Origin of the sequence: Paraburkholderia sp. Cpub6 (assembly GCF_014201065.1) — a bacterium.
Lineage (GTDB): Bacteria > Pseudomonadota > Gammaproteobacteria > Burkholderiales > Burkholderiaceae > Paraburkholderia > Paraburkholderia tuberum.
On record NZ_JACHDM010000004.1, the window covers coordinates 320,186 to 332,087 of the forward strand.

The following is an 11,902-nucleotide window of genomic DNA, read 5'->3' on the forward strand; positions in this document are numbered from 1 at the left end:
GGCCGATGGTCGCACCAGGCTCCGCGGCAATCGCATGAAGCCATCTCGGGAGGTTGGAAATCATGAAGTCCATCAGGTCGCTGATCGAAGCAGGGGCTATCGCCGCTCTCGTTGCCGCGCCGCTCGCGGCGTTTGCCCAGTCGAATCCGGCCGATCAGCCGCTCGCGCGCGCCCAGGTCCGCACCGAACGGATTCAGCTCGAAAAGGCCGGTCATGATCCGTCCAATGCGAACGTGATCGACTATCCGGCCAATATCCAGGCGGCCGAAGCAAAGGTCGCGGCGCAAAACCAGGCTGCGCAGAATAGCGGCTACGGTGCGCCGTCGAATGGCTCGTCGCAGCGCAGTGGCCGCACCGATTTCGCGCCGACTTCGTACTCCGTGCCGGTGGTGAATTACACGCGTTGATTGCAGCGTGTACAACTAACGTCACTCCCGAAGTGCAGCAACGCGACGCCGTCGAATCTGACGAGCGGCGCGGCCGACAGCACGGGCTGAGGCTTCAGTTCACCGTTCGTCGTGAGCCCGACGGGCGCGGGCACCGACCAGCAGCGCATCCTCGGTGCGGGCCACGCGGCCAGCGCCGGCAGCGGCAGCAAGAAGGCCGGAATGGCGGAGTGGATGATCGAAGCGAAGGGGCTTTGTGCGGTGGAAAGCGGCGGTATGAGGCGCGGAAGAAGTGTTGGCATTGCCCGGTGATCGAGATCACCCCCCTGCAGCACCGAGTGCAGGTGACGCGGAAAAAACGGTGCGCTTCGCCCGTGCTGTCAGTTTTGAATCCGGCTGCTCAGTGCCGCGCGCGCGACGCGCGCCATCCTCAGATCACCCGTTCACGCAGCCACGCCGAGCCGAGATCGATCACCGTCACGACGACGATCACCATGATCATCACCGCGGCCGTCTGCGCATAGTTGAACGAGCGGATCGCTTCGTACAGCACGACGCCGATGCCGCCCGCGCCGACCATGCCGACCACCATCGCCGAGCGCACGTTCGACTCGAAGCGATACAACGCGTACGAGATCCACAGCGGCAGCACTTGCGGCAGCACCGCATAGACGATTTCGTCGAGGCGCGTCGCGCCGGTTGCGCGCACGCCTTCGGCCGGGCGCGGATCGATCGCCTCGGCCGCTTCTGCGAACAGTTTGGCGAGCACGCCCGTCGTATGTACCCACAGCGCGAGCACGCCGGCGAACGGCCCGAGGCCGACCGCGACGATGAACAGCATCGCGAAGACCATTTCGTTGATCGCGCGGCACGCGTCCATCAGGCGGCGCATCGGCTGCACGACCCACTGCGGCGCGAGATTGTGCGCGGACATCAGGCCAAATGGCACCGCGCAGACGAGGGAGAGCGCGGTACCCCAGATTGCGACCGCCAGCGTCACGTACATCTCGTGCACGTAGCTGCGCCACTCGGTGAAGTCGGGCGGGAAGAAGTCCGCGGCGAACTGGCCCATGTTGGCCGAGTCGCTGAGCAGATCGAGCGGCCGCATGTCGGCGCCGTGCCACGCGCCGCCGAGTACCGCGAGCACCGCGATCCAGCCGAGCAACGACCACCAGCTGCGCTTGCCGGCACGATCTTTATCTTGCGCCGTCCGCGCGGCGGCCGCTTCGCTCGCGCGCGCGGGCGACGTGCTCAGATCGGCGGAGTTCATTGCTTCGACTGTGCGTTGCTGAGCGCGCTCAGCTTCGCGTCGAGAGCGGCCAATTGCGTCTTGCGGTCGCTATCGGACAGATGTGCATCGTTCTCGATCTTCTGCTTCTGCTGGAACAGCACGATCTCGCGAATCGGCAGCAGTTGCCGATCCGACGATGCCTCGAAGCCGCTGTACTCGGTGATGCCGGCCATCACCGCTTTTTCGTGCAAATCGGTTTTCGCGTAGTTCAGGAAAAACTTGCGCAGCTTGTCCTTCGTCGCTTCCGGCAGATCCTTGCGCCACACGAGCGGGTCCGAAGGAATCAGCGGCGAGGTCCACAGCACGCGCACCTGCGCGAACTTGTCCGGATGCTCGCGCTTCAGCGTTTCCATCATCATGCTGTTGTTGGTCGCGATGTCGATCTTGTTGTTGACGACGGCCAGCAGATTCGCTTCGTGGCTCGACGGCAGCACGCTCTTGAACGACGTGTAGACCGGCGCGTTGTGCTTCGCGAACAGGTAGTAGCCAGGCACCAGCGTGCCCGACGTCGAGTTCGGATCGCCGAACCCGAGCGTCACGCTCTTCGTGTCCTTGAACACGTCGTCGAGCGTCTTGAAGCGGCTGTTCACGTTGGTGATCAGCAGCGAGTAGTAGCCGCTGTCGCCGTTCGCGTGCTGCGCTTTCGCGAATACTTCGCCATTCGAACGATCGACGGCTTCGATCGCCGACGCGTTGCCGAAATAGCCGACCTGCACCTTGTTGAAGCGCATGCCTTCGATGATGCCCGCGTAATCGGTCGCGAAGAATGCCTTCACGTTCAGGCCGGTCTGTTTCTTCATGTCATCGATCAGCGGTTCCCAGCGTTGCTTGAGCACCGCCGACGAATCGGTCGAGATGATCCCGAGGTTGATGTCCTCGGCGTGGGCCGCGGCGATGCAGGCGAAAGCGGCAGCGCCGGCCGCGAGCGTGATCAGGGAGCGCAGGAATTTCATCGGTTGAGATCCGGTTGAGTGGACGGAGAGAATCAAAAGCGCGCGATAGCGCGCGCGGTTCAGTTCGACGGCGCGGCGTTCAACGCGAACGCGTAGCGCGCGGCGGCGGTGTCGGGGGCGTCAGGCTCGTCGTGAGTTTCGTCTGCGTCGTGCGTCGCGTCGTCGAGCAGTTCGCGCGCATCGCCGCCGTAGAGTTTCTTTAGCAGCGCCGGTGTCAGCGCACTGGAAGGGCCGTCGTAGACCACCTTGCCGCGACGCAGCGCGACCGTGCGCGGGCAGTACTGCATCGCGATGTCGACCTGATGCAGCGACACCAGCACCGTGATCCGGTGCTCGACGTTCAGCGCTTGCAGCATGTCCATCACGCGGCGCGACGACTCGGGATCGAGCGAGGCGATCGGCTCGTCGGCGAGCACGATTTGCGCACGTTGCACGAGCGCCCGTGCGAGCGCGGCACGTTGCTGTTGACCGCCCGACAGGTTCGCGGCCCGCTCGCGCGCATGTTCGCCGATCCCGACCTCGTGCAGCGCGGCCCGCGACAGCGCGCGTTCCGCGCGCGGGAAACGGCCGGAGAGACGCCGCCACCACGGCAGGCGCGCGAGCGCGCCGATCAGCACGTTGGTTTCGACCGACAGCCGGTTCACCAGATTGAACTGCTGGAACACGAAGCCGATGTCGCGGCGAATGCTGCGCACCTCGCGCACGATGCGGCCGTTCTGCTGGATCGGCCGGCCGAGAATCTCGATTTGCGACGGCTGCGCGTCCGACGCGGTAAAGCCCGCGATAAGCCGCAGCAACGTCGATTTTCCCGAGCCGGACGCGCCGATCAGCGCGACCATTTCACCGGGCGCGACGCGCAGATCGATTTCGTCGAGCGCTTTGCGGCCGTTACCGAACGTCTTGCTCAAACGCTCGATTCGAATAGCTTCACGGATCGCTTCCATCTGTATTCCCTCTTGCATCCGGCCACTGCCGGCAGGTGTGGGCTCATTCTAGGAAGCGACTGTGACGGTTGAGTGAAGGCATCGCAACGTCTAGATGACTACATCTTTGTGCGTCGCGTTTTCCGCTGTGTCATGTGTCGTCAGGATGGCAAAACGAAGTCAGAGCGAAGTCAGTGATTCGAACGAAAAGTGACATACGGATGACACGATTCGCGTGCAGACGTGCGCGCTCGCGTGTGCTGACACACAGCCAGGCTATAGTGCGGGTTTTCCGGCCGTCCTTAATAATCCCGACACTCCGGTCACGCCGTCATGCCGACTCCTTTGAGCTTTCTTCCGGACAGTTTTGCCGAATATGAAGATCTCAAGTCGATACTCGACCAGGGCAGGGCGAGCTTCGAAATCCGCGCGGTCTGCGAGACCGAGGTACGCGGCCGGCGCTTTTCCATCTACACCGCGAGCATCGGTTCATCCGATCCGCTCGCGCCAGCCATTGGCTTTTTCGGCGGCATTCACGGGCTCGAGCGAATCGGCTCGCAACTCGTCCTCGACTATATGCGCGCGCTGCTCGCTCGGCTCGAATGGGACGAATTGCTGGTGCGTCAATTGCAGTCCATCCGGCTGATCTTTTTACCGATCGCGAATCCCGGCGGCATGTGGGCAGCGACGCGCGCGAATCCGCGCGGCGTCGACCTGATGCGCAACGCACCGCAAGACGCCGACGCGCGCGTGCCGCTGCTGGCGGGCGGCCAGCGCGTCGGCGCGTGGTTGCCCTGGTATCGCGGCCGCGCGGGCGAGCCGATGGAGGTCGAGGCGGCCGCGCTGCTGCAAGTCGTCGAGACGCAGCTCGCCGCGCGGCCGTTGAGCATTGCGCTCGATTGCCATTCCGGCTACGGCTGGAGCGACAGCATCTGGTTTCCGTACGCCCGAACCCGCCGGCAGATGCGGCATCTGCCCGAAATGTACGTGTTGAAGAGCATGTTCGAACACGCGCATCCGCATCACGGCTACACGTTCGAGCCGCAAAGCCATCAGTATCTGGTGCACGGCGACCTCTGGGACTACGCGTATGACCGCACGCCGGCGCCGAACGTCTTTCTGCCGATGACGCTCGAACTCGGCTCGTGGCTGTGGATCAAGAAAAACCCGCGGCAGTTGTTTTCGCGGCAGGGCATGTTCAATCCGGTCATGGAGCATCGCACCGCGCGCGTGCTGCGGCGCCATGCGAACCTGTTCGACTTCCTCGCGCGCGCGGCGTTTTCGGCGCAGCGCTGGCTGCCGCAAGGCAACCGTCGCGAGCAGTTGCTGCAAAGCGCGCTCGATCACTGGTACAGGCCGGATCGCGTATGAGCACATGGATTCTGCTGCGCGGCCTGACGCGGGAAACGCGGCATTGGGGGCGCTTGCCGGCGGCGTTGCGCGAAACCCTGGGTCAAATTTCGGGCGATCGCTTGCGCGATGCAACCCCAGCCGCAACGAGCACGACCGGCTTGCGTTTGCTGCTGCTCGATCTGCCTGGCAACGGTGAATACGTGCGGCGGCGCGCGCCCGCGAGCGTCGCGGGCATGGTCGCATTCGTGCGGCAGGCAGCGCTCGAAACGGGCGTGCCGGGCCCCTACAACGTGCTCGCGATGTCGCTCGGCGGCATGGTCGCGACCCACTGGGCACAGCGTCATCCCGGCGAGATCGAACGGCTCGTGCTGATCAATACGAGCATGCGGCCATTCAGCCGCATGCACGAGCGGCTGCGGCCGTCGGCGTGGCCTGGTCTGCTCGGCGTCGCGGCGCATTGGAGCGATGCCGTCGATGCCGAGAGCGGCATCCATCGACTCACGTGCAATAACCTCCACACCTTGGGCGCGGATCTCACTGCCTGGACCGCGATTCGCCGCAGCGCGCCGGTGAGCCGCGCGAATGCGCTACGGCAATTGTGGGCGGCCGCATGCTTTAGCGCGGCGCCCGCCGCGCCGGAGTGTGCACTGCTGATTCTGTCGTCGGAAGCCGATGGGCTCGTCAACCCGGTCTGTTCGGCGAAGCTCGCGGCGGCGTGGGGCGCGCCGCATCGCAAGCATCCGTGGGCCGGCCACGATCTACCCCATGACGATCCCGCGTGGACGGCCGCGCATATTCGCGCGTGGCTCACCCAGCGCGCCGAGAATAGCGATGCGGCCGCGCCGGCACCGGCGCCCGCAAAGCCCGCGCGTTGAGCCGCGCACGGCGTTGCCGCGCTGCAGCGATGCCAGGGCCTGGCGATTCTTCGACGAGCGGTCAGCGGGTATTACCTGACTGCGCGAAACGGCCGTATCGCGTACGGCAGGCGCATAATTCCAAGTCAGACGTTGCCTGCGAATCACGCGATACTCACCATTGCCGCCAGCCAGGGGAGTCGATCATGCAAGCAAAGAACGAAGAAGCCGTCACACACCTGCTGAACGATGTTGTCGAATTTGCGCGGGGGCGGTTGCCGGAGCCGACCTTCAATATCGTCGAACCCTTCCTGCGGCATTACTACGATTTCGTCGACGCGGGCGATCTGCAAAGCCGCTCGATCGCCGATCTGTACGGCGCGGCGCTGGCCCACTGGCAGACCGCGCAGCGCTTCGTGCCGGGCGAGCAGCGGCTGCGCGTGTATAACCCGATCCTCGAACAGCATGGCTGGCATTCCGATCACACGGTGATCGAAATCGTCAACGACGACATGCCGTTCCTCGTCGATTCGGTCTCGATGTCGGTCAACCGGCATCGGCTCGCGCTGCATTCGGTCGTTCATCCGGTATTTCGGGTCTGGCGCGCGCCGGACGGCAGCATCGCGCGCGTGAGCCAAGGTGCCGAAGAAGCCGGCGATACGCGCTCGCATCTGACCTCGTGCATCCATTTCGAGGTCGATCGTTGTGGCGATGCCGCAAAACTCGACGCGTTGCGCGACGACATCGCGCGCGTGCTCGGCGACGTGCGCGCGGCGGTCGAGGATTGGCCGAAGATCATCGAACGCGCGAAGCAGACCATTCAGGATATGAAGGTGCGTGAAACCGGTCCCGAGGGCGTCGAAGCGCGCGCGTTCGTCGAATGGATGGTCGCCGATCATTTCACGTTCCTCGGCCACCGTGATTACGAACTGGTGCAGCACGACGGCGGCTTCGGTTTGCGGGCGGTCGCGGGCTCCGGTCTCGGCATTCTGCGCGATGCGCAGCAGCCGGGCGGCGCGGCGGAAGTCACGCCGTTGCCGCCGGCGGCCGCGGAGATCATCTCCGGGTCGTTGCCGATCTTTCTGACTAAGGCCAATTCGCGCGCCACGGTGCACCGGCCCGGCTATCTCGACTATGTCGGCATCAAGCTGAGCGGCGCCGATGGCAAGGTGACGGGCGAGCGGCGCTTCATCGGCCTGTACACGTCGACCGCTTATTTCGTGTCGGCCGCGGAGATTCCGATCGTGAGGCGCAAATGCGCAAATATCGTCAGACGCGCCGCATTCCTGCCGAAAGGTCATCTGGCGAAATCGCTGGTGACGGTGCTCGAGACCTATCCGCGCGACGAATTGTTCCAGGCCGACGAGGACCAGCTGTACGACACCGCCCTCGGCGTGCTGCGTTTGCAGGAGCATCAGCGCACGCGGCTGTTCGTGCGGCGCGATCGCTTCGATCGCTTCGTATCGTGCCTCGTGTTCGTGTCGCGCGACAAGTACAACACCGATCTGCGGCAGCGCATCGCGAACCTGCTCGCCGACGCATTCAATGGTGAGAACGTCGAATTCACGCCGCTGCTGTCGGAGTCGACGCTCGCGCGAATTCATTTCGTCGTGCATGCCAAGGCGGGCGGCATGCCGAGCGTCGACACGCGCGAGCTCGAAGCGCGCCTCGTGCAGGTCGCGCGACGCTGGCAGGACGATCTGGCCGACGCATTGCTCGACGCGTACGGAGAAGAGCAGGGCAACCGATTGCTGCAGCACTACGCCGATTCGTTCCCGGCCGGCTATCGCGACGACTATCCGGCGCGCACGGCCGTGCGCGATATCGAACTGATCGAGCGCGTGCAGGGCAGCGAGCGGCTCGCGATGAACCTGTACAGGCCGATCGAATCGGGACTGCGCGCGTTCCGTTTCAAGGTGTATCGCGCGGGCCTGCCGATCGCACTGTCGCGCAGCTTGCCGATGCTCGAACATCTGGGCGTGCGCGTCGACGAAGAGCGGCCTTATCTGATCGAGGCGCCCGGTGCAATGCCCGCGTGGATCCACGACTTCGGCCTCGAACTCGCGGACGATACCGAGTTTGACATCGAGCGGGTCAAGGATCTGTTCGAACAGGCGTTCGAGCAGGTGTGGACCGGCACGATCGAAAGCGACGACTTCAACCGCCTCGTGCTGCGCGCGCAGCTCAATGCACGCGAGGTGACGATTCTGCGCGCTTACGCGAAGTACTTGCGACAGGTCGGTTCGACGTTCAGCGACGCGTATATCGAACGCGCGGTGACCGGCAATCCGGCGATTGCGCGCATGCTCGTCGACCTGTTCATCGCGCGCTTCGATCCGGCGCTCGGCGCGGTACGCGAGGCCCGCGTCAACGCTTGTCTGGAGACGATCGACAGCGCGCTCGACCAGGTGCCCAATCTCGACGAAGACCGCATCCTGCGGCAGTTCCTCGGCGTGATCAAGGCGACCAAGCGCACCAACTACTACCGCCATGACGCTCAGGGCCAACCGAAGCCGTATCTGTCGTTCAAGTTCGATCCCGCCCAGGTGCCCGGCTTGCCCGAGCCGAAACCGATGTTCGAGATCTGGGTCTATTCGCCGCGCGTCGAGGGCGTCCATCTGCGAGGCGGGCGCGTCGCGCGCGGCGGCCTGCGCTGGTCTGATCGGCGCGAGGATTTCCGCACGGAAGTGCTCGGCCTGATGAAGGCGCAGATGGTGAAGAACGTGGTGATCGTGCCGGTCGGCTCGAAGGGCGGCTTCGTCGTCAAGAATCCGCCGCCGCAGAGCGAGCGCGATGCGTGGATGCGCGAAGGCGTCGCGTGCTATCAGACCTTCCTGCGCGGCTTGCTCGACGTGACCGACAATCTGGCGAGCACCGACGTCGTGCCACCGCCTGACGTGGTGCGCCACGATCCCGACGACCCGTATCTGGTCGTCGCCGCCGACAAGGGCACGGCCACGTTTTCCGACTACGCGAATGCGATCTCGCAGGAATACGGTTTCTGGCTCGACGACGCGTTCGCGTCGGGCGGCTCGGTCGGCTATGACCACAAGAAGATGGGCATCACCGCGCGCGGCGCGTGGGAGTCGGTCAAGCGGCACTTCCGCGAAATCGGCGTCGACACGCAGAGCGAGGACTTCACGGTGGTCGGTGTCGGCGACATGTCGGGCGACGTGTTCGGCAACGGCATGCTGCTGTCGCCGCATATCAAGCTGCTCGCTGCGTTCGATCACCGCCATATCTTTCTCGATCCGAATCCCGATCCCGCGGCGAGCATGGCGGAGCGGGCGCGGCTCTTCATGCTCGACCGTTCGAGCTGGGCCGATTACGATCCGTCGCTGATCTCGGCCGGCGGCGGCGTGTTCCCGCGCAGCGCGAAGACGATTCCGCTGTCGACGGCGGTCCAGGCGGCGCTCGGGATCAGCGCGGCGGCGCTCTCGCCGGCCGAGCTGATGCGCGTGATTCTGCAGGCGCCGGTCGATCTGCTTTACAACGGCGGCATCGGCACCTATGCGAAGGCGAGCCGCGAGACCAATCAGCAGGCGGGCGATCGCGCGAACGACGCGATCCGCGTGAACGGCGCGGATCTGCGCTGCAAGGTCGTGGCCGAAGGGGGCAATCTCGGCTTGACGCAACTCGGGCGCATCGAGTTCGCGCAGCGCGGCGGCCGCATCAATACCGATGCGATCGATAATTCGGCCGGTGTCGATTGCTCGGATCACGAGGTCAACATCAAGATTCTGCTGGGCCTCGTCGTCGCCGACGGCGAGATGACGGAGAAGCAGCGCAATGCGTTGCTTGCCGAAATGACCGATGAAGTCGGTCTGCTCGTGCTGACGGACAACTACTATCAGACCCAGGCTTTGTCGATCGCGGGCCGTTTTGGCGTGGAGCTGCTCGATGCCGAAGCGCGCCTGATGCGCTATCTGGAGAAGGCGGGGCGGCTCAATCGCGTGATCGAGTTTCTGCCCACCGACGAGGACATCGCCGAGCGCGCGGCCGCGAAGCAGGGACTGACGACACCCGAGCGCGCGGTGCTGCTCGCGTACAGCAAGATGTGGCTCTATGACGCGCTGCTCGAATCGTCGATGCCGGAAGACCCGCTCGTCAGCGACATGTTGATCGAGTACTTTCCGAAACCTCTGCGGGAGCGTTTCCGCGAACCGATGCAGCGACATCCGCTGCGCCGTGAAATCCTCGCGACGCATCTGACCAATGCGCTCGTGAATCGCGTCGGCTGCGAGTTCGTGCATCGGCTGATGGAGGAGACCGATGCACAGCCCGGCGACATCGTGCGCGCGTGCATCATGGCGCGCGACGTGTTCGATCTCGATCAGATCTGGCGCAGCATCGACGCGCTCGACAACCGCGTTCCCGACGACGTGCAGGCACGCATGTTCGCGGAGGTCGCGCGGCTCGTCGAACGTTCGGCGCTGTGGTTCCTGCGGCATCTGCAAACGGGCGCTGCCGGCGACGACGTGACCGGCCTGCTCGCGCGCTGTCGCGACGCCGCGCAGCGTCTCGCGCCACAATGGCCGGCGCTGTTGCCAGGCGCGGACCTCGAAGCGTTGTCGGAGCGGCAACGGGTGTTCGTCGATGCGGGTGTCGATAGCGATCTCGCGGTGCGGATCGCGAGCGGCGAGGTGTCGGCCGCTCTGCTCGATATCGCCGAAGTCGCGTCGACGTGCGGGCGCAATCTCGAACAGGTCGCGGGCGTCTACTTCGCGCTCGGCACGCTGCTGAATTACAGCTGGATCAGCGAGCGCGCCGCCTCGTTGCCGGCGCCGACGCATTGGGACATGCTCGCGCGCGCATCGGCGCTCGCCGAACTCGCACGGCTCAAGCGCGCGCTGACCACGAGCGCATTGGCCGGCGCGACCGATGCGTCGACGCCCGATTCGCTGGTGCAAGCGTGGCGCGACAAACGCGCGGCGCAGCTCGAGCGTTATACGCGTCTGCTGACCGATCTGCGCGCGACGGGCGGCGCGAGTCTTTCGGTGCTGCTGGTTGTCGTGCGGGAGATGGCGGCGCTAGAGAGGGCGTGAGCCGAACGAATAGTGCAAAGGACGCCTGGGGAACTGGCGGCACGACGGCACATCAGGTCCGATTCCTGCGACCGGGTGTGTCGTTGTCATCCATAATATCGAGTACTTGCCGATCACTTCGCTCGTGCAATACCCAACAATACCCAGCCCACTCACCGACCCCCGCCAGCAGATGAAAGAAGAATCGCCGAAAGCCATTTTCTACGCACTCGCCGCCAACTTCGGCATCGCCGTCTGCAAGTTCGCCGCGGCGGCGTTCACCGGCTCCGGATCGATGTTCGCCGAAGCGATTCACTCCACCGCCGACTGCGGCAATCAACTGCTGCTGCTATTCGGACTGCGCGAAGCGCGCAAGCCGGTGAGCCCTTTGCATCCGATGGGCAGCGGCCGCGAAATCAACTTCTATTCGCTGCTGGTTGCGTTGCTGCTGTTTTTCGTCGGCGGTGCGTTTTCGGTGTATGAGGGCGTGCATCGACTGATTGCGCGCGAGCCGTTGCAATATGCGTTCGTCGCGTTGGCGGTGCTCGGTGTGTCGGTGGTGCTCGAATCGCTATCGTTGTGGGGCGCGGTCAAGGAGATTCGCAAGACGCATCCGGATAAAAATCTGTGGCACTGGTTTCGCGAGACGCGCGAATCGGACCTGCTGGTCGTGGCCGGCGAAGATATCGCCGCGCTATTCGGTCTCGCGATCGCCTTCGTCGCGGTGCTATCGACGATGGTGACCGGCAGCCCCGTGTATGACGCGCTCGGCTCGGTGGGGATCGGTTTTCTGCTGATGACGATCGCGTGGCTCGTCGCGCGTGAAGTGAAGTCGATGCTCGTCGGCGAATCGGCGAGCCCGGAAGTGCGCAGCGCCATCGACGCGCATCTGCGCGCGCGTCCCGAGATTCGCGGCATCATCAACCTGATCACGCTGCAGTGGGGGCGTCACGTGGTGGTGGCGGTGCAGGCGGAAATGATCGACTACGCGAGCGGCCGCGCGATGGTCGATGCGATCAACGTCATCGAGGCCGATCTGCAGGCCACGTTTCCTCAGGTGCGCTGGGTGTTCTTCGAACCGGATGTGCCGCGCAATTAAAGAAGACTTCTCCACTCGG

8 protein-coding genes are annotated in these 11,902 nt (G+C 64.6%); 5 read left to right on the forward strand and 3 right to left on the reverse strand.

Annotated elements, in window-relative coordinates:
- The first annotated feature begins 62 nt into the window (after positions 1 to 62).
- The gene (locus tag HDG33_RS10420; RefSeq protein WP_184025284.1) at positions 63 to 407 is read left to right on the forward strand and encodes a DUF4148 domain-containing protein; all 345 of its coding nucleotides are present in this window, start codon (positions 63 to 65) and stop codon (positions 405 to 407) included.
- 409 nt (positions 408 to 816) lie between these two features.
- Here HDG33_RS10420 and phnE read toward each other — a convergent pair whose 3' ends face one another.
- Genes phnE through phnC form a run of 3 tightly spaced genes read right to left on the reverse strand, consistent with a single transcriptional unit; the run spans position 817 to position 3,574 of the window.
- A complete protein-coding gene (gene phnE / locus HDG33_RS10425; RefSeq protein ID WP_184025287.1) occupies positions 817 to 1,656 on the reverse strand; it encodes a phosphonate ABC transporter, permease protein PhnE in 840 nt (279 codons plus the stop codon).
- A complete protein-coding gene (gene phnD / locus HDG33_RS10430; protein WP_184025290.1) occupies positions 1,653 to 2,630 on the reverse strand; it encodes a phosphonate ABC transporter substrate-binding protein in 978 nt (325 codons plus the stop codon). The genes phnE and phnD overlap by 4 nt, the downstream gene beginning before the upstream one ends.
- 59 nt (positions 2,631 to 2,689) lie before the next feature.
- Positions 2,690 to 3,574, reverse strand: coding sequence for a phosphonate ABC transporter ATP-binding protein (phnC, locus tag HDG33_RS10435; RefSeq protein WP_184025292.1), 885 nt, complete (start codon positions 3,572 to 3,574; stop codon positions 2,690 to 2,692).
- A gap of 312 nt (positions 3,575 to 3,886) precedes the next feature.
- Here phnC and HDG33_RS10440 point away from each other — a divergent pair, with 312 nt between their 5' ends.
- The 4 genes from HDG33_RS10440 to HDG33_RS10455 all read left to right on the forward strand — a co-directional run bounded on the left by HDG33_RS10440 (position 3,887) and on the right by HDG33_RS10455 (position 11,883).
- Entirely contained in the window at positions 3,887 to 4,924 is a 1,038-nt protein-coding gene (locus HDG33_RS10440) for a M14 family zinc carboxypeptidase (protein WP_184025296.1), read from the forward strand.
- Positions 4,921 to 5,781, forward strand: coding sequence for an alpha/beta fold hydrolase (locus tag HDG33_RS10445; protein WP_184025299.1), 861 nt, complete (start codon positions 4,921 to 4,923; stop codon positions 5,779 to 5,781). The genes HDG33_RS10440 and HDG33_RS10445 overlap by 4 nt, the downstream gene beginning before the upstream one ends.
- Positions 5,782 to 5,966: 185 nt before the next feature.
- Positions 5,967 to 10,805, forward strand: coding sequence for an NAD-glutamate dehydrogenase (locus tag HDG33_RS10450; protein ID WP_184025302.1), 4,839 nt, complete (start codon positions 5,967 to 5,969; stop codon positions 10,803 to 10,805).
- 172 nt (positions 10,806 to 10,977) lie between these two features.
- Positions 10,978 to 11,883 (forward strand): cation diffusion facilitator family transporter, encoded by a 906-nt coding sequence (locus HDG33_RS10455; RefSeq protein WP_090807058.1) that lies wholly within the window; start codon positions 10,978 to 10,980, stop codon positions 11,881 to 11,883.
- Positions 11,884 to 11,902 lie beyond the last annotated feature (19 nt).

Excerpts from the sequence above, each read along its gene's own strand:
- phnE (WP_184025287.1), bottom strand. The coding sequence starts at position 1,656 with ATGAACTCCGCCGATCTGAGCACGTCGCCCGCGCGCGCGAGCGAAGCG.
- phnD (WP_184025290.1), bottom strand. The coding sequence starts at position 2,630 with ATGAAATTCCTGCGCTCCCTGATCACGCTCGCGGCCGGCGCTGCCGCT.
- HDG33_RS10420 (WP_184025284.1), top strand. The coding sequence starts at position 63 with ATGAAGTCCATCAGGTCGCTGATCGAAGCAGGGGCTATCGCCGCTCTC.
- HDG33_RS10455 (WP_090807058.1), top strand. The coding sequence starts at position 10,978 with ATGAAAGAAGAATCGCCGAAAGCCATTTTCTACGCACTCGCCGCCAAC.
- HDG33_RS10440 (WP_184025296.1), top strand. The coding sequence starts at position 3,887 with ATGCCGACTCCTTTGAGCTTTCTTCCGGACAGTTTTGCCGAATATGAA.
- HDG33_RS10450 (WP_184025302.1), top strand. The coding sequence starts at position 5,967 with ATGCAAGCAAAGAACGAAGAAGCCGTCACACACCTGCTGAACGATGTT.
- HDG33_RS10445 (WP_184025299.1), top strand. The coding sequence starts at position 4,921 with ATGAGCACATGGATTCTGCTGCGCGGCCTGACGCGGGAAACGCGGCAT.
- phnC (WP_184025292.1), bottom strand. The coding sequence starts at position 3,574 with ATGGAAGCGATCCGTGAAGCTATTCGAATCGAGCGTTTGAGCAAGACG.